Genomic DNA, 24,599 nt, shown 5'->3' with positions numbered 1-24,599 from the left:
TTATTCCCCCAGCATCGAGCGATCGCGCACCGCACCTTTATCGGCGCTGGTGGCGAACATGGCGTAGGCGCGCAGGGCAAAGGAGACCTGACGCTGGCGATCGAGCGGCTTCCAGCCACGAGCTTCTACGGCGACACGGCGGGTGGCCAGCACGCTGTCAGCCACTTCCAGCACCATACTGCGGGCCGGGATGTTGATGCTGATGATGTCGCCATCCTCCACCAGACCTATGGTGCCGCCAGAGGCAGCTTCCGGCGATACGTGGCCGATGGAGAGGCCCGAGGTGCCGCCGGAGAAGCGGCCGTCGGTGATCAGGGCACACGCCTTGCCGAGCCCCATGGACTTGAGATAAGTGGTGGGGTAGAGCATCTCCTGCATGCCCGGACCCCCTTTCGGCCCTTCGTAGCGGATCACCACTACCTCGCCCGCTTTCACGGTGCCGTCGAGGATACCGTTCACCGCGCTCTCCTGACTCTCGAACACCCGGGCCGGGCCACGGAAGGTGAGGTTCTCCTCATCCACGCCTGCGGTCTTGACGATGGCGCCATTGACCGCGAGGTTGCCGGAGAGTACGGCAAGGCCGCCCTCCTGGCTGTAGGCATTTTCCAGCGAGCGGATGCAGCCTTCGGCGCGGTCCAGATCCAGCTCTGGCCAGCGGCAATCCTGACTGAACGCCTTGGTGGTGCGGATGCCGGCCGGGCCAGCGCGGTAGAAGTCCACCACCTCCTGACTCGGCTGGCGGCTGACGTCATATTCATTGAGCTGTTCGACGAGGGAGCAACCCAGCACGGTACGGGCATCCCCATGCACCAGACCCGCTTTTTCCAGCTGGCCCAGAATGGCGACCACGCCACCGGCGCGGTGCACATCTTCCATATGGTATTTCTGGGTAGAGGGCGCCACCTTGCACAGTTGCGGCACCTTGCGGGACATGCGGTCGATATCGGCCATGGTGAAGTCCACCCCGGCCTCCTGCGCCGCCGCCAGCAGGTGCAGCACGGTATTGGTGGAGCCGCCCATGGCGATATCGAGCGCCATGGCGTTCTCGAACGCCGCCTTGGTGGCGATATTGCGCGGCAGTGCCGAGGCATCGTCCTGCTCATACCAGCGCTTGGCCAAAGTCACGATGCGCTGACCCGCCAGCTTGAACAGCTGCTCGCGATCGGCGTGGGTAGCCAGCATAGAGCCGTTGCCCGGCTGGGAGAGGCCGAGCGCTTCGGTCAGGCAGTTCATGGAGTTGGCGGTAAACATGCCGGAGCAGGAGCCGCAAGTAGGGCAGGCACTGCGCTCAACCTGTTCACTCTGGGCGTCGGAAACTTTGGGGTCGGCGCCCTGAATCATGGCATCCACCAGATCCAGCTTGATGATCTGGTCGGAGAGCTTGGTCTTGCCCGCTTCCATCGGGCCGCCGGAGACGAAGATCACCGGAATGTTGATGCGCAGGGCGGCCATCAGCATCCCCGGAGTGATCTTGTCGCAGTTGGAGATGCAGACCATGGCGTCGGCGCAGTGGGCGTTGACCATATACTCCACCGAGTCGGCAATCAGCTCCCGCGATGGCAGGGAATAGAGCATACCGCCGTGGCCCATGGCGATGCCGTCATCCACTGCTATGGTGTTGAACTCCTTGGCAACACCACCCGCGGCTTCAATCTCGCGGGCCACCAGCTGACCCAGATCCTTTAGGTGGACGTGGCCCGGCACGAACTGGGTGAAGGAGTTGACCACGGCGATGATGGGCTTGCCGAAATCCTGATCGGTCATTCCGGTGGCGCGCCACAGGGCGCGGGCCCCGGCCATGTTACGTCCGTGAGTGGTGGTGGCGGATCTCAACTTCGGCATGTCTCTACTCCCTGAATGCCCATATGGGCTCGATGCGTTATGCGGTGATGATACGAGTGGATCGGAATCGATCCTGGTGAAGACTCCTCTGGGAAGCACTCACCGGAAGCGACTCGGGGAGGCACAGCGCCTCCCCTCTCTCATCAGTCATTGACGGGCGTCAGCCAACCCCACTTGTCCTCGGTCTTGCCATTGAAAAGGCCGAAGAAGGCGTTCTGCAGCCGCTCGGTCACCGGGCCACGGCTGCCAGCCCCTACCTTCATCCGATCGACGGAGCGCACCGGGGTCACTTCGGCGGCGGTGCCGGTCATGAAGATTTCGTCTGCGACATAGAGCGCCTCACGGGGCAACGCCTGCTCGCGTACCTCGTAACCCAAGTCACGCGCCAGCGTCATGATGGTGTCACGGGTGATGCCGGGCAGGATGGCGGCGGTAGCGGGCGGGGTAAACAGCACGCCGTTCTTCACCAGAAACAGGTTCTCCCCCGCCCCTTCGCTCAGGTAGCCGTTCACATCCAGCGCCAGCCCCTCGGCAAAGCCGTTGCGCTTTGCCTCGCGGCTGATGAGCTGGGAGGAGAGGTAGTTGCCGCCCGCCTTGGCGCCGGTGGGAATGGTGTTGGGCGCGAGCCGGTTCCATGAGGTGACGCACACATCCACCCCGTTTTTCAGCCCCTCTTCCCCCAGATAAGCGCCCCACGGCAGAGCGGCAACCATCAGGTCAGCCTTGGCATCCAGCGGCGGATGCAGCCCCAGCCCCACGTTGCCGACAAAGGCCAGCGGGCGCAGGTAGCCGCTCTTCAGGCCGTTCTCGCGCACCACGGTGCGGCAGGCTTCATTCACTTCGGACTCGCTGTAGGGGACGTCCATCCAGTAGATCTTGGCGGAGTCGAACAGGCGGCGGGTGTGCTCCTGCAGACGGAAGATGCAGGTGCCTTTGGGGGTATCGTAGGCACGCACCCCCTCAAACACCGAGGAGCCGTAGTGCAAGGCGTGGCTCATCACGTGCACCTGGGCATCCTGCCAGGGCACCAGTGTGCCGTTGAACCAGATGTATTGCGGGTGAGTGGCGGATTGGGAAGGCTGTGACATTGGCTTGGCTCCTTAAGCTCTGATCCGGGGTTGCTGTTCCAGTGCATCGACCCGGGAGACGTCCACCAGCTTCACCAGCTGGCTCCACAACTGCTGGATGGGACGCACCGACTCGACAGTAACCGTGATCCGCAGCTGTTGGCAATCCTGCTCCATGTTCAGAGCGCAGAGATTGAAGCCGCGGTGGCGCACCACCCGCAGCACCCGCTCCATCACTTCGGGTCTGGGCTGGGCGTGGATATGCAGGGTGTGTTGTGCAAATGCTGGCTGTGCAAGGGTGTGCGGGTTCATGGGCGTTGCTCCATCATCTGGTGGTTGGCGACTCCCGGCGGAACCAGGGGCCAGACGTTTTCTTCCTCTGAAATAGCCACATGCAGTAAATAGGCACTCTCGCTTGCCAGCAGGCGATCGAGGGCACCGGCTATCTGCTCCTTGCATGTGATGGTCTCACCCGGAATGCCGAAAGCGGCAGCCAGGGCGACGAAATCGGGGTTGTCGGAGAGGATGGTCTCGCTGTAGCGGCCGTCGAAGAACAGCTCCTGCCACTGGCGCACCATGCCGAGGCGCTGGTTATCCAGCAGCACCATCTTCACCTTGAGCTGGGCCCGGCGGATGGTGCCAAGCTCCTGCACATTCATCATGAAAGAGCCGTCACCGCTTACCAACACCACTTCATCCTCCGGGCGCGACATCTTGGCGCCGATGGCGGCCGGCAGACCGAAACCCATGGTGCCGAGACCGGCGCTGGAGAGGTGGTTGCGCGGGCTGGTGAAACGCATGTGTTGGGCCACCCACATCTGGTGCTGACCCACATCGCAGGCCACCACGCTGCTCTCCGGCAGCCGGGCAGAGAGCTGCTTGAGCAGAGCCGGGGCATAGATGGCCTGACCCGGATGGTCGTAGCGAAACGCATATTCGCGGGCCATGGCGGCGCAGTGTTCACGCCAGGGGGCGATGTCGAGAGTCATGGCGAGGCTTGGCAACACCTGCTTGAGATCCGTGGTGATACCCACCTCGGCGGCGCGGCGCTTGCCGAACTCGGCGGCGTCCACATCGAGATGGATCACCTTGGCCTCGGGGGCAAACTCCTCCAGCTTGCCGGTCACCCGATCATCGAAACGGGCACCCACCACCACCAGCAGATCGCACTGCTGCACCGCATAGTTGGCCGCCTTGGTGCCGTGCATGCCGAGCATGCCCAGATAAACAGGGCTGTCGGGGTCGAGTGCGCCGATCCCCTTGAGGGTGGTGACTGCAGGCATGCCGGTGGCGGCGGCAAACTCGCGCAACTGCTGCTCGGCATTGGCCATACCCACCCCGCCACCGACGTAGAGCACCGGGCGCTCGGCGGCAGCCAGCAGGGTGCGGGCTGCGGTCAGTTCCGAGGGGTTGAGCGCCTCCGGCTCTTCCACCGCAAACAGCGGGCTCTGGGGCGGCACGGCAGCCAGTTGTACATCCTTGGGGAGATCGATCAGCACAGGTCCGGGGCGCCCTTCGGTGGCGATGGCGAAGGCTTCTGCCAGCACCCGCCCCAGATCGGCGGCATCAGTCACCATAAAGGAGTGCTTGGTACAGGAGAGGGACATGCCGAGCACGTCGACCTCCTGAAACGCATCGGTGCCGATGGCGGAACAGGGCACTTGACCGCTGATGGCCACCAGCGGCACCGAATCGAGCAGCGCCTCCGCCAGACCGGTCACCAGATTGGTAGCGCCGGGGCCGGAGGTGGCGATGCAGACGCCCACCTGACCAGAGGCGCGGGCATAACCGACCGCAGCCATGGCGGCGCCCTGCTCGTGGCGGCAGAGCTGATGGGCCAGACCACCGTCATACAGAGCATCGTAGACCGGCATGATGGCCCCGCCCGGGTAACCAAACACCTGGGTCACACCCTGTTTCTTGAGAGCCTGTACCAAAAACTGCGCGCCGTTCATGTGGAAAATCCTGTCCTTTGGTCGAAAAAAAACCCCCGAGCTGTGAGGCTCGGGGGTCGCTTGTTTCGTTCTGTCCGGTGGTGGGTCTATCCCTTGTTCCGTGCAGCTAAACGAGCCCCGAGCGGTGAGATAATAATCACCACTAGGACCACAATAATGCTGACGAAACGGGAGGCCATGTTCATAGTTACAACCGGAAATCCTGTGAAATTGGGGAGGTTTCTACCGCGAATGGCTATTAGAACTAGCACGGTGATTTTTATTGGGCAAGCCTTTTTTCTGTGACAACCCACTGATTTTGGCTATTCCTCAGCCGGAACTCTGGAATAAAAAACCAACAACAAGCAGTTAGTCAGAACATATATCAACTCAAGGACGGGATTAATGTCATTAGCTGTGGTTTATAGCCGTGCCAGCCTCGGGATCGCGGCCCCGCAAGTTACAGTGGAAGTTCACCTCTCCAACGGCCTGCCCGCCTTCAACATGGTCGGCCTGCCGGAAACCTCGGTGAAGGAGTCACGGGATCGGGTGCGCAGCGCCCTGCTCAACGGCAATTTCGAGTTCCCGAGCAAACACATCACAGTCAATCTGGCCCCCGCCGATCTACCCAAGGAGGGGGGCCGTTTCGATCTGGCCATCGCCATCGGCATTCTCGCTGCTTCCAAGCAAATACCAGCAAAATACCTGCTCGATCACGAATTTTTAGGCGAGTTGGCTCTGACCGGCGAAATTCGCCCCGTGCTCGGGGTGCTGCCCGCCGTGCTCGCCTGCCGCGATGCGGGACGCACCCTGCTGGTACCGCGGGAGAACGGCCCGGAAGCTTCCCTCATTCAGGATGCAGAGGTGCGCACCGCTCACCAACTGCTGGCCGTCACCGCCTGGTTGGCAGGCCAATACGAACTGCCACTGCCGGATCAACAAAGCGCGGAGAGCCTGCCCGATGTACCGGATCTGCAGGATGTGATCGGCCAGTCACAGGCCAAGCGGGCGCTGGAAATCGCAGCCGCCGGCAGCCACAACCTGCTGTTCATCGGCCCGCCCGGCACCGGCAAGAGCATGTTGGCCAGCCGTCTGCCCGGCATTCTGCCACCGCTGAGCGAGCAGGAGGCGCAGCAGACCGCCGCCATCCACTCCATCGGAGGTCTCACCCCGCGCGCTGGTCACTGGCACCACAGACCCTATCGCACGCCCCACCACAGCGCCTCGGCGGTGGCGCTGGTGGGCGGCGGCAGCCACCCGCGGCCCGGCGAAATTTCGTTGGCCCACAACGGGGTGCTGTTTCTGGATGAATTGCCCGAATTCGAGCGCAAGGTGCTCGACTCCCTGCGCGAGCCGCTGGAGACGGGCCACATCACCATCAGCCGGGCCGCCCGTCAGGTCGATTTTCCCGCTCGCTTCCAGCTGGTGGGCGCCATGAATCCCAGCCCCTGCGGCCACTATGGCGACGGCCAGACCCGCTCCAGCCCGGATCAGATCCTGCGCTACCTCGGCAAACTCTCTGGCCCCTTTCTCGACCGCTTCGACCTGACGGTGGAGGTGCCGCTGCTGCCCAAGGGGAGCCTCACCGGCAAGGCGGAGCGAGGGGAGTCGAGCCAACAGATCCGCGATCGGGTGCTGGCGGCACGGGAGCGCATGCTGAGCCGTAACGGCAAGCTCAACAACCTGCTGGATAGCCGTGAGATAGAGGATATTTGCCGCTTATCGGTGCAAGATGCCGAATTTTTGGAGAACGCCATCCAGAAGCTGGGGCTCAGCATCCGGGCCTGGCATCGCATCCTGCGGGTGTCACGCACCATCGCCGATCTGGCCGGGCAACCCGCCATCGGCAAGGAGCATCTTATCGAGGCGCTCGGTTATCGCGCCATGGACAGGCTGCTGTCGCGACTGCGCAGCAGCTGACAGAAGGGAAAGGGTGAGTCCAACCCCGTAAAGGCTCTGCATGGTCTCGCAGGCAATCGGCTGATATTATGGCCACAGATCTGACCACTTGATGGCCCTTTATCGACAGCAAGACGGACCCGACTCATGCCCAACAAGCTGACAGAGCGACTGCGCGGCAGCCTCTCCACCCTGCTCTATTTTTTCAACACCCTCTTCTGGTTTGTCCCCATCTTTTCGCTGGGCCTGCTCAAGCTCCTGCTCCCCCTCAAGGGGTGGCGCACCCTCTGCAACTGGCTGCTGGATGGCTGTGCCAGCTGCTGGATAGGTTTCAACAATCTGATCCAGAAAACCATCATAAAAACCCCTTTCGAGGTGGTCGGAGTGGACAAAGGGCGCCGGAATGAGTGGTATATGGTGATTGCCAACCATCAATCCTGGGTCGACATACTGGTACTGCAGCGGGTTTTTAACCGAAAAATCCCCTTCCTGAAGTTTTTCCTCAAGAAAGAGCTGATTTGGGTACCTTTTCTCGGTCTGGCATGGTGGGCGCTCGACTTCCCCTTCATGCGGCGATATTCCCGGAAATTTCTGGAAAAGCATCCCCATCTGAAGGGAAAAGACATAGAAACAACCCGTAAGGCCTGCGCCAGGTTCCGCCACATTCCGGTGAGTGTGATGAACTTCGTCGAAGGCACCCGCTTCACCGGCAGCAAGCATCAGAAGCAGGGCTCGCCCTATCGTCATCTGCTGCTCCCGAAAGCGGGGGGCATCGCCTTTACTCTGGCCGCTATGGGTGATCAGTTGCATCAACTGGTGGATGTCACCATCGCCTATCCGGACGGCATCCCCAGCTACTGGGACTTCATGTGTGGCCGGGTCGGGCAAATCAAGGTTCAGGTCCGCTATTTGCCGATCGACCGCAAGCTGGTGGGGGATTACTTCAATGACCCCGAGTTCCAACAAGAGTTTCAACAGTGGTTGAACGGGATCTGGCACGAAAAGGACCAGACCCTGAGCCAACTGCTGGCAACCAAGGCGCAGTAAACATTCATGCTATCCCTGCTTCCCGGCCCGCTGGTGCTGATCATCAGCGCGGGCCTGACCATCCTTTTCACCGCCTTGTGCGCCAGCCTGATCCTGCTGGTGTCGCTGGCCAAACTAGTACTGCCGATCCCGGCCTTTGGCCGCGCCTGCAGCCGCCTCAACAACCGCTTCATGCGCCTGTGGCTGGCCTGCAATGCGCTGGTGATCCGCCTCACCACCCGTATTGACTGGCAGGTGGAGGACAATACCAAGCTGCGCAAGGATGGCTGGTATCTCATCATCAGCAACCATATGAGCTGGACCGATATCGTGGTGCTCGGCCACCTGTTCCGCGATAGGCTGCCGGTGCCCAAGTTCTTCATGAAGCACGAGCTCATCTACATCCCGCTGTTGGGGCTCGCCTGCTGGGGGCTCGATATGCCCTTTATGCGCCGCTATTCGCGAGAATTTCTGTTAAGAAATCCCCATCTGCGCGGCAAAGATATAGAAACCACCCGCAACGCCTGCGAGAAGTTTCGCCACATCCCCACTACCGTCATCAACTTCGTGGAAGGAACCCGCTTCACCGAGCAGAAACGGGATGCGGCCCGCTCCCGCTATCGTCACCTGATGCCGCCCAAGGCGGCGGGGCTGGCCTTTACGCTGGCAGCCATGGGCGAGCAGTTCGACAGCCTGATCAACGTCACCATCCGCTATCCGGACAACGCCGAGACCCCGTTCAAGGACTTCCTGATGGGGCGGGTAAAACGCATTCAGGTGCGGATTGAGGAGCTGCCGGTGAATGAGCAGCTGATTGGAGATTACTTCAACGACAAGCAATTCAAGCGCGGTTTTCAGGAGTGGCTAAACCAGCGCTGGCAGGAGAAGGACGAGGTGCTGGAGGGGTGGCAGAGCGGTCAGGCGCCGCTGCCGGTTGCCGCCAAATCCGGGGATGAATCCAAAGAGAGTGCCGAGGCCAACTCGGCCAACTGATCTTCGGAAAAGACCACAATCCCGTGGCGGCGCAGCAGGGCAGTGGTCTTGCCCTCGCCCGCCACAGAAACCCCTTCAAAGCGGCCGTTATAGATACGGCCGCTGCCACATGAGGGGCTCCCCTCTTTCAGCAGGGCGAAGCGAATGCCCTGTGTCTGGCAGATTTCCAACGCCAGCTCGGCGCCGCGATCAAACTCTTCAGTCACATCCAGCCCGCTCGCCGTCACTACACGCTCGCCCTGCCGCTCGGCAGGAGGACGCGGGGTCGACAGACCGCCCGCCACTTCGGGGCAAAACGCCAGCGCCCGCCCCTCGGCACCCAGCTCACTCAGCCAGTCGCTGACGATCCCCTTGCTCTGACCGTCGTAACGCACCGGCTGACCCAGCAAGCAGGCACTCACCAGCACCTTGTGCACGCTGGTATCACTCATGCTTCCGCTCCATGCATCACTTGATCGAACATCACGCAGCAGGGGCTCTCCAGCCGGTAGAGGATGGCGGGACGCTGTTTGCCGGTGCGCTTGCGGCCGGTATCCACCAGAATGTCGGCGCGATGGATCCGCTTGCGAAATGCCGCCGTATTCATGGGTGTTTGCAGGATGATTTCAAAAGCGCGCTGCACCTCGGAGAGGGTGAACTCGGGCCCCAGCAGTTGCAGCGGCAGGGTGCTGTAGCGGCTCTTGATCCGCAGCCGCTCCAGCCCCTTGGCGATGAGCTGGACATGGTCGAAGGCGAGGCTCATGCCCGGCAGGGTCGAAACCGGATGCCAGCAACCGTGGCGGGTCTCCACTTCAGGCGCCACCAGACAGAGGTAAACCAGGGTAGTGGACCAGCCGCGGGGATCCCGCTCCAGATTGCCGAGGGTGCAGACCTGCTCGCTGTAGCAGTGACCGAGCCCCCACTCCGCCAGCAGACGGCGCTGGGCGGCATCGAGATCCCGATCCCGGGTCTCGTCGATGCGCAGCGCAGGCAGTTGCCAGCAGTGGGCAAAGGGGGGGCGATCGCGGGTCTCGAGCAGCAGCTCGAGCCGCTCCTCATGCAACCGCAGCACCACCATATCCAGACTCATTCTCAGCATGCCGATCGCCCTGCTCGCCTTCCATTAATGTTTGGTAGATAATATCACACGAATAGTATGTGCAGGAGCCAATCATGGGAACCGTCGCCAGCCTGGATATTGATGCGCAGAAGGGCTTTACCCCCCTCTGCCCGAACGAACTGCCCGTCGCGGGCGGTGATGATATTGTGGCTGCGCTCAACGCTCAGGCCACCCTAGCCACGCTGCGGATCGGCAGCAAAGACTCTCACCCTGCCAATGCCGACTGGGCCGTCTCTGACCCCGCAGGCATGCTGTTGCCGCTGGATCTGCCCAACGCCGACCTCACTTGGCCGGTGCACTGCGTACCGGGCAGCAAGGGCTTCGAGCTGCTCGACGGCCTGCCCTCACCCATCGACTATGACTTCTTCGTCTGGAAGGGGGTCGAGCCTGATCTGCATCCCTATGGCACCTGCTTCCACGACCTGGCCGAACGGCGCAGCACCGGACTCATCGAATTCCTGCAAGCCCGCCAGGTCGATACCGTACTGGTCGGCGGCCTTGCCACCGACTACTGTGTCAAAACCAGCGTGCTGCAACTGCGCCGCGCCGGTTTCCGGGTAATCGTCCATCTCGATGCCTGCCGTGGCATTGCACCCGCGACGGTTGCCAGCGCCCACACCCAGATGATCGAGGCTGGCGCCGAACTGGCCCAAACCCTGATCGATGTACAACGCCTACTGGACGCCTGATATGCCCCCAATCCTCACCAGCCTGTCCGATAGCGGCGCCTGCAATTTACCTATGCAACTGGCGTTCGCCCGCCTGCGAGGAGCCTGATATGCCTCCAATCCTCACCAGCCTGCTCGACACCGATGCCTACAAGCTGCATATGCAGCAGGCGGTGTTCCATCGCTATCCGGATGCCGAGGTGGTGGCCGAGTTTCACAGCCGCAATGAAGAGGATCTGCTGCCCATGATGGGGCAGATCGAAGAGCAACTGCGCCTCGCCGGCTCCCTGCGACTGACCAGGCCAGAGCTCGATTTTCTGGCCGAGCGTCCCTTCTTCACTCCTGACTACCTCGACCACCTGCGCCGCAAGCCGCTCGACGCCTCGCTGCTTAAAGTGTTCGAGCAGGATGGCCGCATCAATGTGCGGGTCGAGGGCCCCTGGCAGGATGTGATCCTGTGGGAGATCCCGGTGCTCGCCATCATCAGCGAGATGCGCAACCGCTTCCGCTACCCCCAGTTCGGCGTCAGCCACGCGCTGGAGCGGCTCGATCAGAAGATCGACAAGCTGGAGAAGGAGCTGAGCAGCGACGAGATGAGCGAGTTCAACCTCATCGACTTCGGCACCCGCCGCCGCTTCTCTCACGCGGTACAGGATGCGGTAGTGGGTCGCCTCAAGGAGCGGCTGCCGGCGTTTCGCGGCACCAGCAACTACATGCTGGCCCAGAAGTACAAGCTGCCCGCGGTCGGCACCCAGGCCCATGAGTGGTTCCAGGCGCACCAGCAGCTCGGCTTCCCGCTTGAGCACAGCCAGCGCGCTGCCCTCACCAGCTGGCTGGACGAGTTCACCGACCATCTCGGCATCGCCCTGACCGACTGCATCACCATGGATGCCTTCCTGCGGGACTTCGACTTCGAGCTGGCCAGCAGCTATCAGGGCTTGCGTCACGACTCCGGCGATCCCGTGGTGTGGGGCGAGAAGGCGATCAGCCACTATCAGCGCCTCGGCATCGATCCTACCGACAAGACCCTGGTCTTCTCCGACGGGCTCAACCTCGACAAGGCGGTGCAGCTGTTCCGCCACTTCCGTGGCCGCATCAACACCAGTTTCGGCATCGGCACCAAGCTCACCTGCGATCTGCCCGGTGTCAGCCCGATGAACATCGTCTTCAAGCTGATCGAGTGCAATGGTGGCCCGGTTGCCAAGATCTCCGACAGCCCGGGCAAGACCCTCTGTCGGGATGCGGAGTTTATCCGCAACCTCAAACAGGCATTCCACGTCGGGGTCTGATCTTCCCGAACATCAGAAAACAAAAAGCCCGCCGGTTCACACCGGCGGGCTTTCTTTATGCGGTCAGGCAACAATCAGTCTTTCTTGGCCAGCAGGAACTGCACCAGCTTGTTGAACTGCTCTTGAGAGGTGATGGATTCAATCTTCACCATGTACTTGCCGTTCACCAGGAAAGCCGGTACACCGCGAATGTTGTAGCTCTCGGTGTTGCGATCGAACTGGGAGACCATGCCGGAGACGGCGAAGCTGTCGACGGCACCGTCGAACTCTTCAGCCGGTACGCCGTTGTCCACGAAGATTTTCTTCACGTCGTCACGGCTCATCGGCGGCTGACGCTGGGTGTGGATCTTGGTGAAGATGGCCGGAGTCAGCTTGGCTTCGGCGTTGAGCAGGCTGGCAACGGCATAAGCACGCTGCATCTCGGGGCCCATTTCGCGGCCGAGGAAGGCAACCGGGTTCTTCTTGAGGGGCACACCCTCTGGCAACCCGGCCTTCAACTGTTCAACGATCGGTTCGAAGGTAGCGCAGTGCGGGCAGTAGTAGGAGAAAAACTCCATCACTTCCGGCTGGGCACTGCCAGTCTGTTTGACCACATCGTAGTTGACGCCTTCCTTGAACTCGGGGGCGGCGTGAACCATGGGGATCATCAGCATGGCAGCAAGGAAAAATAGAACTTTTTTCATGATGTTTCCTGTTAAGGGATCACTGTGAGGCACGCCCGGCGAACCGAAGCAGTGCCAAGCCTATTGTTTCGCCATGCTGACGTCAATGGTCAGGGCCGGAGATCGAGTCCCCCTTGCCGCGCAAGATCCCTTCTATTTCACCAGTTTGGCATCAGGCTCAACGGTGGCGCCTTGAGTGCCTCCAGCTGATCGTGCAGTGTCGCTATCTGTTGACGCCAGTAGTGATCGGTATTGAACCAGGGGAAGTGACGGGGGAAGGCAGGATCTTCCCAGCGCCGTGCCAGCCAGGCCATGTAGTGAACGATGCGCATCGCCCGCAGCGGCTCGATCAGCGCCAGCTCCCGCGAGTCGAACTCCATAAACTCCTCGTAGCCCGCCAGCAGGGTGTCGAGCTGGATCTGCTGCTCGTGGCGCTCGCCGCTCAGCATCATCCAGAGATCCTGAATCGCGGGGCCGGTGCGGCAATCATCGAGGTCGACAAACATGGGGCCATCGCGCCAGAGGATGTTGCCCGGGTGGCAATCGCCATGCAGGGAGATCTGCGCCACATCCAGGGTCATGGCGTCGCTGACATGTTTAATCAGCTCGTCCAGCACCCCGAAGAATTGCTTCGCCAGCCCGCTTGGCAGCCACTCGCCAGACGCCAGCAGCTGACGCGGTTCGTGCAGCATGCTCTCCACATCGAGCCGCACCCGATGATGAAACGGCTTGCTGGCGCCGATCTGATGAATACGGCCGAGGAAACGCCCCACCCACTCCAGCTGGTCGAGGTTATCCACCTCGAACTGGCGGCCACCGACGCTCTGCCAGATGGCAAAGGGGTAGCCCTCGTGCTCCAGCAGGGTCTCGCCTGCAAAGGCGAGCGGCGCGGCGACCGGGATCTCAGCCTCTGCAAGGCGGGTGGCATACTCGTGCTCCTCGAGGATCTGGGCCCAGCTCCAGCGGCCGGGACGGTAGAACTTCACCACATAGCGGCGACGATCCTCATCCTGAAACTGGTAGACCCGGTTTTCGTAGCTGTTGAGCTCGATAAGGCCGGAGTCGAGCCGCAGGCCACTGAGATCGAGCGCATCCATGATGAGGTCGGGATTGAGGTCGGAATAGTTGAAACGCATGTCATCCACCATAAGAAAGGGGCGCCGTTGCGCCCCATTCTATCACTACTGCCCGCCATTGCCGTGCTCGCTGGTGACCGGACCGGTGTCACGCCCGGCCCGCAGCCACACGCAGTTACAACCGGCTGATAAACTTGCTGCCCTGGCGCAGGTTGCCCTTGCTGTCATCGGGCGCCGCCCCCTCCCGTTTCAGCACGAACTGGATATCCAGCGCCGGCCGTTTCAGGTTGTAGGGATCGACCGCCAGACTGACCGGCAGGGTGTAAATCTCGCCCGCCTTCAGGGTCACTTCACGGGGGCCGAACCACTGATACTCGGGCAAACCCTCCACATCCAGCTGGTAGGTCTGGGACTGCAGAGTCTTGTTGAGGATCTTGAGGGTGTAGGTGTTCTCGATAAGCCCCTCGCTGTTTTCGCGGAACAGCTGGTTGCGATCCCGCAGGATATCGAGCCCCATCGGCATGATGGACATGGCATTGTAGACAAAGACCCCCAGCATCACCGCCATCACCAGCCCGTAACCGATCAACTTGGGCCGCGCCACATGGGTGGAGTCGTTGGCCAGCTTGTGCTCTGTGGTGTAGCTGATGAGCCCTTTCGGGTAGCCCATCCGCTCCATGGTCTGGTCGCAGGCATCGACGCAGGCGCCGCAGTTGATGCACTCGTACTGCAGGCCATCGCGGATGTCGATACCGGTCGGGCAAACCTGCACGCAGAGATCGCAGTCGATACAGTCGCCCAGCCCCATCGCCTTGGGATCCGCCTTGCGGGAGCGGGCGCCACGGGTCTCGCCACGCTTGGTGTCATAGCCGACGATGAAGGTGTCCTTGTCGAACATGGCGGACTGGAAGCGGGCATAGGGGCACATGTGGATACACATGATGGCGCGCATCCAGCCTGCGTTGCCGTAGGTGATGATGGTGAAGAAGATCACCCAGAACAGCACCCATCCGCTGGCCTGCAGGGTGAAGAGCTCTGGCACCAGTTCAGTCACATCCTGGAAGTAGGCGACGAAGGTCAGGCCGGTCACCAGCGAGATCGCCAGCCAGGCGAGATGCTTGGCTCCCTTGCGGGCCAGCTTCTCGCCGCTCCAGGGCGCCTCGTCCAGCTTGCGCCGCTTGTTGGCGGGCCCTTCCAGCTTCTCTTCAAACCAGATGAACATGAAGGTCCAGACCGTCTGCGGGCAGAGATAACCACACCAGACCCGACCGAGGAAGGTGGTAATAAAGAAGAGTCCGAAGGCGGCGATCATGAAGAGCCAGGCGAGCAGGGTCAGATCCTGCGGCCAGATGGTGGCGCCAAAGATATGGAACTGCTGGTGACCGAGGTCGAACAGCACCGCCTGTCGCCCGTCGTAACGCAGCCAGGGCAGCAGCACGAACAGCGCCACAAAGAACCAGCCCATGGCCTTGCGCATCCGCTGCCAATACCCTTTCTGGGCCCGCACATAGATGCGGTTGCCCGGATTGAATCTGTCGTCGCTGGCTTTGAACGTATTGGGGTTGAAGGTCCCGGTTACGCCCTTGTCGGTGACGTCCTTGATATCGATTTTATCGTGGTCGGCCATTGCAAGACATCGCTCCCTTATTTGTTATGGAGCGGATTATATCTTAAACAGCATGCTAATTGTGTGGATTAGATGTATCTAATATTGGGGTTGGATCGCAATTTTCGGCAACAAAAAAGCGCATCACCCCGGGGTGATGCGCTTCCGCTAAAGATTCACTTGATTCCTCTAGCCTTGAGCAGTGCCTCTTTGAAATCGGGCACATGATCCTTGGCCAGACCGGGGATCATCGCCTGCTTATCGGATTCCCGCATCTTGAGGTGATAGATCAGCATGTCGTCGGTCAGCTCGGACAGAGGCCCTTCAAATCCCGCTTCTTGGGCCAGTTTGGCAACAAACTGCACCAGGCTGAGATCCTGTTCCTTGATCCAGGCAGGCTGCAACAACTCCAGCAGCTCTTCGATACGATGACATTGCATAGACAACCTCTTTAATCTGTCACGTTAAATTCAGGCAACCTTACCCATCAAGGCTACTTCGATTCGATCCCGCCCATTATGCTTGGCCTGATACAGGGCCGCATCCGCTTTTTGGATCAAATCGGCGATTTTCATGTTGTTGTCCGGTATCAGTGTCGCAACACCAAAACTACATGTGACCCGACCGGAGACCAGTGACTTCTGGTGCGGGATGGCCAGCTCCTTGAGTGCCTGCCGCACATTGTCGGCCACCTGCAATGCCCCCTGCATGCCGGTGCAGGGCAGCAGCAGGGCAAACTCTTCGCCCCCGTAACGGGCCGCCAGATCATCCTCGCGCCGCTCCACCTCGGCCAGCAAGCCCGCCACCTGTTGCAGGCAGTCATCCCCCAGCTGATGACCGTAGAGATCGTTGAACTGCTTGAAGTAATCCACATCCACCAGCACCAGCGACAACGGCGCCCGGGCTCGGTGACAGCGCCGCCAGGCCCGCTCCAGAGAGTCGTCGAGATGGGCGCGGTTGGCGATGCCGGTCAGGCCGTCGAGGCGGGAGGTGAGACGCAAATGCTCGGAGACCGCCTTCAGCTCGGCCACCAGCTCGGCGTTGGAGAAACGGTGGTGGAGCGAGGCGATCTGATCCCGCCGCATCCGGCGCAGCAGGGTCGGCAGAAAGACAAACAGATAGCCCGCCAGCATGCAGGAGACGATTCGTTCCTGCTCGTTGCCATTGCCCAGCTCGAACAGCATAGCCATACCCAGCGGCAGGGCGGAACCATAGAGGGTGCGGCGGCTGCCAAACAGCATGATGGCGCTGCCGGTCAGAATGAGGCTGGAGAGCATCATCATGGCGGCCCGGTAGGTATCGGGCAGCTTGTCCATGTAGAGCAGCACACCGAGCGCCCAGATGATTGAGGTGATGGTGGCTCCGATAAAGAGCTCCCGCTCCAGCACCGGCAGCGGTGTCTGGTGCAGGCGGGCTCGGCGCCAGCGCAGGTGCCAACCCCGACCCAGCAGCCACAGGAAAGTGCCTGCCAGCCAACCGAGCGCTTCGATGGCGGGTAGATAGTCGTGAAACAGCAGACTCCAGCCAAATGCCAACACGCCCAAACAGGGGAGACTGAACGATGCATGGGTATAGAGCTGGGCCATAATGGCCTGCTTAACCTGGCGTGTCACACTCTGGGTCAACTGAGTACTCCTGTACAAGAGCCGAGCAGTCTACCATTACCCCCTGACCCGCAACAATAAAGCGCCGCTTATTAAGAAGTTAATCAATCAATAACGATTTCTTCTGCGCTGGCAGGTGAGTCCTTGCTCACCCCTTCTCCAATTCGTCGAGGATCGGGCACTCGGGATTTTCATCCCCGTGGCAGCAGCAAACCAACCCTTCCAGGGAGGTAAGCATGGCCTGCAAACCGGCAATGCGGGCGCGCAGATCGACGATCTTCTCCTGCGCCAGCTTCTTCACCTGGGCGCTGGTTCTGTGTTCGTCCCGATAGAGCGCCAGCAGCTCCTGACACTCCTCCAGATTGAAGCCGGTCTCCCGCGCCCGCTTGACGAAACGCAGCTCGCGCAACGCCCCCTCGGTGTAACTGCGATAGCCGTTGTCACTGCGTACCGGGGCTGTAATGAGGCCAATGCTCTCGTAATAACGGATGGTCTTGGCGGTCAGCCCAGTGGCCTTGGCAACCTTGCTGATGTTCATTTATGCCTCCTTACTGATCGGGTTGGATGCTGGCCCGTGCGCCGCCCTGGGCTGCCAGCGTTTCAATAACAGGGAATTGCTCAAAACGGTAATGCTGCTCAGGGCCATGGCCGCCCCCGCCAGCTCGGGGCTCAGGTAGCCCAGCGCCGCCAGCGGAATGCCGATGATGTTGAACACGAAGGCCCAGAACAGATTCTGCTGGATAGTGCGCCAGGTCGCCGCCGAGATATCGATGGCATCGGCCACCAACCGCGGGTCAGATCGCATCAGGGTGATGGAGGCGGTCTCCATCGCCACATCGGAGCCGGAGCCCATGGCGATACCGACATCCGCCGCCGCCAGCGCCGGGGCGTCGTTCACCCCGTCCCCCACCATGGCCACCAGCCCATGGGTTTGCGCCCGCAACGCCTCCACTTTCTCCACCTTGCCCGCAGGCAGCACGGAGTCAAAGGCCCCGTCCAGCCCCAGCTTGGCGGCAATATGGGCCACAGGGGCCGGCGCGTCGCCGCTCACCAACCAGCTGGCAATGCCGCGCTGGCGCAGGGTGGCGATGGCTTCCGGACTCTCGGGGCGCAGGGTATCAGCCAGCGCCGCGATACCAGCCACCACGCCGTCGATGGCCACCCAAACCCGGGTCGCGCCATCGGCGGCTTGTTTATCCTGTTGCGGCTGATCAATGCCCAGCTGGGCCAGCAGGGAGCCATTACCGATGGCGACCCTGTGGCCCGCCACCTGACCGACAATACCGGCCCCGACCAGCACCTCCACCGCTTCCGGCTGGGGCAATACCGCCTCTTTGCCGATCGCCTCGCGCATCGCCAGCGCCAGCGGGTGTTCGCTCGCCTGCTGCAGGGCGGCGGCCAGATGCAACTGCTCGTCGTTGCCGCTCCAGCTGTCCAGCACCGGCCGGCCCTGGGTCAGGGTGCCGGTCTTGTCGAAGATAAGCGCCTTGATGGCGTGGGCCTTCTGCAGGGTATCCACATCCTTGATCAGAATGCCGTGGCGCGCCGCGACTCCGGTACCGGTGACGATGGCCGCCGGGGTCGCCAGCCCCAGCGCACAGGGGCAGGCGATCACCAGCACCGCCACCGCCGCCAGCAGGGCCTGACCGAAGTCGTTGCTGATGGCGTACCACACCAGCAGGGTGAACAGGGCGATGGCCATCACCACCGGTACGAACACGGCAGAAACCTTGTCCACCAGTTGCTGCAGCGGGGCCTTGCCCATCTGGGCACTCTCCACCAATGCGATAATCTTGCTGAGACTGGAGTCCTCCCCCACGGTAGTGGCTTCGATCTCCAGCACGCCGGTGCGGTTGATGGCGCCGCCCAGCACCTTGTCGCCTTCACCGCGCGGCACCGGCAGGCTCTCGCCGGTGAGGATCGACTCGTCCAGTTCGCTGGCACCGCTCACGATTTTGCCATCCACCGGCACCCGCTCACCCACCAGCACCCGCAGCCGATCGCCGCGCAGCACCTCATCGATAGCGACGCTCTGCCACGCTTCGCCACGCCAGACGGTGGCAGTTTCCGGTCGCAGCGCCATCAGTTCACGAATGGCGGACTGGGTGCTGCGTCTGGCCCGAGCCTCCAGCAACTTGCCGAGGGAGATCAGGGTAATGATGATGGCGCTCGCCTCGAAATAGAGCTTGCCGCTGGCGGCCATCCCCAACGTCAGCAGCAGATAGAGGCTGTAGAAGTAGGCGGCGCTGGTACCGGTTGCCACCAGCACATCCATATTGGCTGCGCGGTTCTTGATGGCAAGCCAGGCGCCGCGATAGAAACGGGCCCCGATCCAGAACTGCACCGGGGTGGCGAGCAGCAGCTCGAGCCAGGCGGGAAGATGCCAGGGGAACAGTCCAGCCATGGCCAGCATCCCCACCAGCAGCGGCAGGGTGAGCAAAACCGAGACGATGACCCGGGTTTGTGCCTGACGGGCTGTGGCGGCCTCCTGCGCTTCCCGCTCCAGCAACTGCTGGCGACGACCGCTGGCCGAGCCTTGTGCCAGCTGGGCGCCAAAGCCGAGCGCTTCGATCTGCTCGCGCAAAGCGGCCGGAGTCTGCATCCCGGGCACCAGCACAATCCGGGCCTGTTCGATGGAGAAGTTGACCTCGGCGGAGATAACGCCGGGCAACGCGGCCAGCATTTTGTTAAGCCGAGCTGAACAACCGGCACAAGTCATGCCGGTAATTTGAAACAAAAAGGTCTCGCTGCCGTAGTCATAACCCTGACTTTTGATGCTTTCGAGCACCGCAGGCAGGCGGTCGTGGCTGGCCAGCTCGATGGCCGCCTGCTCCAGCGCGAAGTTGACGGTGGCCGATACCCCGTCGAGCTTGTTGAGGGCGGTCGTGATGCGGCCTGCGCAGTTGGCGCAGCTCATGCCGCTGAGCGGCAACTGCAGATGAATGGGTGATTGAAGATGAGTGGTCATGTTGTTCCTCCCCGGAACCCGTCGGCACCACAAAACGCCGACGGGCAAACCCTAACCTTTACTGTAAGGGCAAGCTCAAGCCACATGCTCCACTTTTTGCAGATTAAAAAACGGCGCCCGTTTGCTGCCAGAGAGCAAACGGGCGCCGCATTCAGCTATTGCGCGGTGTGAACTGCGACTCAGATACCGTACTGGGCGCGGTAAGCCTTCATGGCAGCCAGTTGCGCCGCCAGATCCGGCTGCTCGGCCTGCTTCTCTTCCAGATAGGCAATCAGGTCGCTCATCTGAATGATGGCGATGATGTGGGCGCCGTAGTCACGCTCCACCTCCTGAATGGCGGAGAGCTCGCCCTTGCCCTTCTCCTGACGGTCCAGCGCGATCAGCACGCCCGCCAGCGAGGCGCCGTTGGCCTGGATCAGATCCATGGATTCACGGATGGCGGTGCCGGCGGTGATAACGTCGTCCACCAGCATGATGCGCCCCTTGAGCGGGCTGCCCACCAGATTGCCACCCTCGCCGTGATCCTTGGCCTCCTTGCGGTTGAAGCACCAGGGCACATCCACATCGTGTTGCTCCACCAGCTGCACGGCGGTGGCGGAAGCGATGGGGATCCCCTTGTAGGCCGGGCCAAACAGCACATCGAACTCGATGCCGGCATCCATCAGGGCGGCGGCATAGAAGCGGCCGAGACGGGCCAGATCGCGGCCGCTGTTGAACAGACCGGCGTTGAAGAAGTAGGGGCTTTTACGACCGGATTTCAGGGTAAATTCACCGAATTTGAGAACCTGTTTCTCCAGGGCGAACTCGATAAATTGACGCTGGTAGGCTTTCATTCTGGCTCCTTGCTTGGCTTGTCGTTGTCTTGTGTGGGGGTATAAAAAAACGCGGTCAATGCCGCGTTTGCAGGATCTGTTGACGCTTCGTCACAGCCGCGACGGAGTCGGTTTTTGCGCAGAACTAGGCATGAGATGCGAAGTTTGGTAATCCAAACGAGGCATCGAATAACGACGTTGTGCACAAAAACCGCCCCGTCCCTACGGGTTGCGTGGCAAAGGATGCCATGCGTTGTTGCAGGACTTGCCAAGGGAATAACCATTGGCGGCATCCTGCGCCTAGCCTGGCATCCTTTGACACTGCAACGCGACTTGTGCCGAAACATCAACAGGTCCTGGTATCAGGAGAGCGACTGCTTCTGCAACGCAATGATGTCGGCGATGCCGCCCTTGGCGAGCGCCAGCATCTCCAGCAGCTCTTCATGGGTGAAGGGCTCGGCCTCCGCGGTGCCCTGCACCTCGATGATGCGACCATCTTCAGTCATCACCACGTTCATGTCGGTCTCGGCGGCGGAGTCTTCGATGTACTCCAGATCGCAGATGGCTTCGCCCTGATACATGCCGACGGAGACGGCGGCGATCATCTGCTTGAGCGGGCTCTGCTTGATCATGCCCTTCTCGACCATCCAGTTCAGCGCATCCACCAGCGCCACGCAGGCACCGGTAATGGAAGCGGTGCGGGTGCCACCATCGGCTTGCAGCACGTCACAGTCAACGGTGATGGAGTGCTCGCCCAGCGCAGTCAGGTCTACCGCTGCGCGCAGGGAGCGGGCGATCAGCCGGGAGATCTCCAGAGTGCGGCCACTCTGCTTGCCGGAGGCCGCTTCGCGGTTCATCCGGGAGTGGGTGGAGCGCGGCAGCATGCCGTATTCGGCAGTCACCCAGCCCTGGTTCTTCCCTTTCAGGAAGCGCGGCACGCTGGTGTCGACGCTGGCGGTGCAGAGCACGCGAGTGTTACCGAACTCCACCAGCACTGAGCCTTCTGCATGTTTGGTGAAATTGCGGGTAATGGTAACCGGGCGAAGTTGCGCGGCACTGCGATCGCTTGGACGTGACATGGAACGGACCTCTGGGCTGGCTCAAATTGGCGGGGGATTATAAGTGATCCCGCCCCAAATATCAGCCGCTAAAACCACGGCATCGGCTGACGAACAGGGCCGGGCTGAGTATACTGGCCGCACACTTCATCAAGCCCGGAACAATCAATGATTCACAGCATGACCGCCTACGCCCGCAAGGAATTCAAGGGCGACTGGGGCACAGCCGTTTGGGAAATTCGTTCGGTCAACCAGCGCTATCTGGAAACCTACATTCGCCTGCCGGAGCAACTGCGCAGCCTGGAACCGGTTCTGCGTGAGCGTTTCCGAGCCAAGCTGCAGCGCGGCAAGGTGGAGTGCAACCTGCGTTTCGAGGCCGCTCAGGCCGCAGCCAGCCAGCTGCACATCAATGAAGAGCTGGCCAAGCTGATCATCGACAGCGCCAGCTGGGTAATGAAAGAGGCGGGTCAGGGCCAGCTCAACCCGGTCGACGTGTTGCGCTGGCCGGGCGTCATGGCTGCCGCCGAACAGGACATGGACGCGGTCGCCACCGAGCTACTCGGCGGTTTTGACCAGACCATGGAAGATTTCCTCGCCTCCCGCGCCAGCGAAGGGGCCAACCTCAAGGCGCTGATCGAACAGCGTCTGGCCGGTATTCAGGTGGAAGTGAAGAAGGTGCGCGTCCACCTGCCGCAGATCATCGAGTGGCAGCGCCAGAAGCTCACCGACCGGCTGGCCGAAGCCAAGGTGGAGCTGGATCCGGCCCGCATCGAGCAGGAGATCGTGCTGCTGGCCCAGAAGATCGACGTAGCCGAAGAGCTGGATCGTCTGGAGATGCACATCAGCGAGACCAACAAGATCATGAAGAAGGGTGGCGCCTGCGGTCGTCGTCTCGACTTTATGATGCAGGAGTTCAACCGCGAGTCGAACACCCTGGGCTCCAAGTCCATCAACGCCGAAGTGACCCAGTCCGCCGTCGAGCTGAAAGTCCTCATCGAGCAGATGCGCGAGCAGATCCAGAACATAGAATGATGTTTTTGGCCGTTTCAGGCCGTTTCATATGACTCGCAAGCCCCTGATTTTCAGGGGTTTGTTGTTTGTGTGTGATTTGAATCGTCCGCAGCTGTCCTGATAAAGTGGTATCACGTTTGGTATCACGACACGACGTGATACCACTTTTTTGAGAACGTGATACCACTAGCTGAAGGACTGCGCATGAAAGCAAGTACACTCACCAAGAAGATCAAGGAACAGGATGGTGAAGATGAGAAAGAGGGAAAACTCGGCACCACCAATAACATCAACGTGGGCGATGGCCTGTATCTTCGAAGACTCCCCAGCGGCAACCGTAAATGGATGTTCCGCTATACCAACTTTGCTAGGAAGCGGGTCTGGTTCACGATAGGGTCATACCCTCATTTGTCTCTGGCTCAGGCTCGCGGTGAGGCCTCCCGTCTAAATGCCGATATAGAAAATGGCAAAGACCCATCAGTAGAGCGCAAACGGGATCAGCAAGAGACCGTCAAAACCGTCGAACAGCTGTTTCTCGACTGGTATCAGCATGATGTCAAACGACGACTGAAGAACCCGCAAATCCCCCAGCGTATCTACCGGAAAGAGATAGCACCACACATTGGCAAGCTGGCATTGAAAGCGGTTAATGCCCGCGATATCCGCGCCATCATCCATAAAGTGGCCAACTCTGGGCGCAACGCCACCGCGAACGATACTTTGATGGTCTGCAAACAGTTGTTCAAACACGCTATCAAGCTCAACTTGATTGACTACAGCCCGGCACAGGCTTTCACCATGACGGATGCTGGTGGGCAAGAGACAAGCCGGAAACGAATCTTGAGTCTGGATGAACTGGAGATTTTGTTCCGGGTACTGCGCAAACACCGTGACCAGTTCGTGCGTGAAAACTATTTGGCGATCGCCCTGCTGGTTCATCTTGGGGTGCGTAAAAGCGAATTGATTGAGGCGATGTGGAGCGAGATCGATTTTGACGAACGAGTTTGGCGACTCCCGATCAATCGCAGCAAAACCGATGCAGCAATTACCATACCGCTGAGTTCCACCAGCCTAGAGTGGTTCAGCGAACTGAAGGTGCGCGCCTGCGGATCGCCCTATGTCTTTCCATCTCGGCGCTCCAGCAAACGACACGGACATATCTCCAGTGACACTCTTAACCATGCCCTAGCGAAACTGTTTGGAAAAAAAGTCGACAGCAAGAAGCAACCGACTGCCAATCGGCTGGGAGAAGCAGGTGTGGAACATTTCACTATCCATGACTTGCGACGGACCTGCCGCAGCTTGTTGGCATCATTAGGGGTGCCAAGCCACATTGCCGAACGCTGCCTTAACCACAAACTCAAGGGTGTTGAAGGGATTTACAACCGTCACGACTACCTGAACGAACGCAGGGAGGCATTTGAAAAGTTAGTCTGCATACTGACACCCATCATCAACGACATGCCGAATGTCATTCCCTTCACCACGCCACTTTCAAGATAAGGCTGAGTTATTAGCGCTATGAACCATGCACCAAATCCACTCGACATATTTCCGCTCAATAGCTCCATCAAGCAGATTATGGAGCAATACCCTGAACTGAAGGAGCCATTACGGAAGGTTAAAATTGCATTTGATTGGCTTGAAGGGGCCGACCTTAAGTTGCAGCAACTCAGTAGCAAAAAAAGTTTTTTTGAGTTGGCGGAATTAGCCAAGCGAGATGATGCGGGTTTGGATGGTGATAATCCATTCGAAGGCGAAGAACCATACCTGTTGTTGAACCAAGATATCTGTCATGGGCTGGGCGCCCTTGGTCTTCGGCACCTGGCCAAACATATTCACACTTTGACCGCTCGAGATGTTCTGCTGGCACGTGCAGTGCCTCATCAACGGCTGCGGCAAAAAACACAGGGTGAGAGCGTGAACAAATTGTTAAATTGAGGTCAATTTAGCCAACCCAGCATCCAGTACCTTTTCCAGATAGG

23 protein-coding genes are annotated in these 24,599 nt (G+C 60.5%); 8 read left to right on the top strand and 15 right to left on the bottom strand.

Annotation, left to right across the window (positions count from 1 at the left end; genetic code table 11):
- The 4 genes from ilvD to ilvG all read right to left on the bottom strand — a co-directional run bounded on the left by ilvD (position 1) and on the right by ilvG (position 4,864).
- Complete coding sequence (ilvD, locus tag OKC31_RS13315) at positions 1-1,842, bottom strand: dihydroxy-acid dehydratase (RefSeq protein ID WP_216976579.1); 1,842 nt, start codon at positions 1,840-1,842, stop codon at positions 1-3.
- A 143-nt stretch (positions 1,843-1,985) separates the two neighbouring features.
- Positions 1,986-2,930 (bottom strand): branched-chain amino acid transaminase, encoded by a 945-nt coding sequence (locus tag OKC31_RS13310; protein ID WP_204380370.1) that lies wholly within the window; start codon positions 2,928-2,930, stop codon positions 1,986-1,988.
- Positions 2,931-2,942: 12 nt separating this feature from the next.
- Positions 2,943-3,221: an acetolactate synthase 2 small subunit gene (ilvM, locus tag OKC31_RS13305; RefSeq protein WP_005342011.1), complete on the bottom strand. Its 279-nt coding sequence runs from the start codon at positions 3,219-3,221 to the stop codon at positions 2,943-2,945.
- Positions 3,218-4,864 (bottom strand): acetolactate synthase 2 catalytic subunit, encoded by a 1,647-nt coding sequence (gene ilvG, locus OKC31_RS13300; protein ID WP_216976577.1) that lies wholly within the window; start codon positions 4,862-4,864, stop codon positions 3,218-3,220. The genes ilvM and ilvG overlap by 4 nt, the downstream gene beginning before the upstream one ends.
- Positions 4,865-5,248: 384 nt before the next feature.
- Here ilvG and OKC31_RS13295 point away from each other — a divergent pair, with 384 nt between their 5' ends.
- From OKC31_RS13295 to OKC31_RS13285, 3 genes are all read left to right on the top strand, one after another.
- Positions 5,249-6,763 carry a YifB family Mg chelatase-like AAA ATPase gene (locus tag OKC31_RS13295; RefSeq protein WP_139734431.1) on the top strand — a complete coding sequence of 505 codons (1,515 nt, stop codon included), beginning with the start codon at positions 5,249-5,251 and terminating at the stop codon, positions 6,761-6,763.
- Positions 6,764-6,889: 126 nt separating this feature from the next.
- A complete protein-coding gene (locus OKC31_RS13290; protein WP_088870382.1) occupies positions 6,890-7,789 on the top strand; it encodes an acyltransferase in 900 nt (299 codons plus the stop codon).
- A gap of 6 nt (positions 7,790-7,795) precedes the next feature.
- Positions 7,796-8,761 carry an acyltransferase gene (locus OKC31_RS13285; protein ID WP_064338984.1) on the top strand — a complete coding sequence of 322 codons (966 nt, stop codon included), beginning with the start codon at positions 7,796-7,798 and terminating at the stop codon, positions 8,759-8,761.
- On the opposite strand, the gene OKC31_RS13280 is transcribed toward OKC31_RS13285, so the two are convergent.
- Both OKC31_RS13280 and OKC31_RS13275 read right to left on the bottom strand, forming a co-directional pair.
- The gene (locus OKC31_RS13280) at positions 8,686-9,192 is read right to left on the bottom strand and encodes a DUF523 domain-containing protein (RefSeq protein ID WP_199427676.1); all 507 of its coding nucleotides are present in this window, start codon (positions 9,190-9,192) and stop codon (positions 8,686-8,688) included. The genes OKC31_RS13285 and OKC31_RS13280 overlap by 76 nt on opposite strands.
- Entirely contained in the window at positions 9,189-9,839 is a 651-nt protein-coding gene (locus OKC31_RS13275) for an NUDIX hydrolase (protein ID WP_064338986.1), read from the bottom strand. Before OKC31_RS13275 ends, OKC31_RS13280 begins: the two co-directional genes overlap by 4 nt.
- Positions 9,840-9,913: 74 nt before the next feature.
- On the opposite strand from OKC31_RS13275, the gene OKC31_RS13270 reads away from it, so the two are divergent.
- Together OKC31_RS13270 and pncB are read left to right on the top strand one after the other, a co-directional pair.
- The gene (locus tag OKC31_RS13270; RefSeq protein WP_108541466.1) at positions 9,914-10,549 is read left to right on the top strand and encodes a nicotinamidase; all 636 of its coding nucleotides are present in this window, start codon (positions 9,914-9,916) and stop codon (positions 10,547-10,549) included.
- An 89-nt stretch (positions 10,550-10,638) separates the two neighbouring features.
- Entirely contained in the window at positions 10,639-11,817 is a 1,179-nt protein-coding gene (gene pncB / locus OKC31_RS13265) for a nicotinate phosphoribosyltransferase (RefSeq protein ID WP_005342020.1), read from the top strand.
- Positions 11,818-11,891: 74 nt separating this feature from the next.
- Here the strand turns inward: pncB and OKC31_RS13260 are convergent, their stop codons facing one another.
- The 9 genes from OKC31_RS13260 to rph all read right to left on the bottom strand — a co-directional run bounded on the left by OKC31_RS13260 (position 11,892) and on the right by rph (position 21,624).
- Positions 11,892-12,500 (bottom strand): thiol:disulfide interchange protein DsbA/DsbL, encoded by a 609-nt coding sequence (locus OKC31_RS13260; protein WP_005339604.1) that lies wholly within the window; start codon positions 12,498-12,500, stop codon positions 11,892-11,894.
- A 137-nt stretch (positions 12,501-12,637) separates the two neighbouring features.
- Entirely contained in the window at positions 12,638-13,627 is a 990-nt protein-coding gene (locus OKC31_RS13255; protein ID WP_160881483.1) for a serine/threonine protein kinase, read from the bottom strand.
- Positions 13,628-13,730: 103 nt separating this feature from the next.
- Positions 13,731-15,182, bottom strand: coding sequence for a cytochrome c oxidase accessory protein CcoG (ccoG, locus tag OKC31_RS13250; RefSeq protein WP_160881484.1), 1,452 nt, complete (start codon positions 15,180-15,182; stop codon positions 13,731-13,733).
- Positions 15,183-15,337: 155 nt separating this feature from the next.
- The gene (locus OKC31_RS13245; protein ID WP_005339598.1) at positions 15,338-15,601 is read right to left on the bottom strand and encodes a YihD family protein; all 264 of its coding nucleotides are present in this window, start codon (positions 15,599-15,601) and stop codon (positions 15,338-15,340) included.
- A gap of 30 nt (positions 15,602-15,631) precedes the next feature.
- Positions 15,632-16,786: a GGDEF domain-containing protein gene (locus OKC31_RS13240; RefSeq protein ID WP_270657077.1), complete on the bottom strand. Its 1,155-nt coding sequence runs from the start codon at positions 16,784-16,786 to the stop codon at positions 15,632-15,634.
- A gap of 127 nt (positions 16,787-16,913) precedes the next feature.
- A complete protein-coding gene (gene cueR, locus OKC31_RS13235) occupies positions 16,914-17,303 on the bottom strand; it encodes a Cu(I)-responsive transcriptional regulator (RefSeq protein ID WP_005356117.1) in 390 nt (129 codons plus the stop codon).
- Positions 17,304-19,733: a heavy metal translocating P-type ATPase gene (locus OKC31_RS13230; RefSeq protein ID WP_247823768.1), complete on the bottom strand. Its 2,430-nt coding sequence runs from the start codon at positions 19,731-19,733 to the stop codon at positions 17,304-17,306.
- A gap of 179 nt (positions 19,734-19,912) precedes the next feature.
- Entirely contained in the window at positions 19,913-20,566 is a 654-nt protein-coding gene (pyrE, locus tag OKC31_RS13225) for an orotate phosphoribosyltransferase (RefSeq protein ID WP_216952344.1), read from the bottom strand.
- 341 nt (positions 20,567-20,907) lie between these two features.
- Positions 20,908-21,624, bottom strand: coding sequence for a ribonuclease PH (rph, locus tag OKC31_RS13220; RefSeq protein WP_005339589.1), 717 nt, complete (start codon positions 21,622-21,624; stop codon positions 20,908-20,910).
- A gap of 147 nt (positions 21,625-21,771) precedes the next feature.
- Here rph and OKC31_RS13215 point away from each other — a divergent pair, with 147 nt between their 5' ends.
- From OKC31_RS13215 to OKC31_RS13205, 3 genes are all read left to right on the top strand, one after another.
- Entirely contained in the window at positions 21,772-22,635 is an 864-nt protein-coding gene (locus OKC31_RS13215) for a YicC/YloC family endoribonuclease (protein ID WP_005342032.1), read from the top strand.
- Between the two features lie 183 nt (positions 22,636-22,818).
- A complete protein-coding gene (locus tag OKC31_RS13210; RefSeq protein ID WP_265783706.1) occupies positions 22,819-24,117 on the top strand; it encodes a tyrosine-type recombinase/integrase in 1,299 nt (432 codons plus the stop codon).
- Positions 24,118-24,135: 18 nt separating this feature from the next.
- The gene (locus OKC31_RS13205; protein WP_270657076.1) at positions 24,136-24,555 is read left to right on the top strand and encodes a hypothetical protein; all 420 of its coding nucleotides are present in this window, start codon (positions 24,136-24,138) and stop codon (positions 24,553-24,555) included.
- Positions 24,556-24,599: the final 44 nt, after the last annotated feature.

The sequence above is a fragment of the Aeromonas sp. Y293-4 genome (genome assembly GCF_027705905.1).
GTDB lineage: Bacteria > Pseudomonadota > Gammaproteobacteria > Enterobacterales > Aeromonadaceae > Aeromonas > Aeromonas veronii.
Note: the sequence above shows the minus strand (reverse complement) of the source record. Positions and strands in the feature narration are given on the sequence as shown.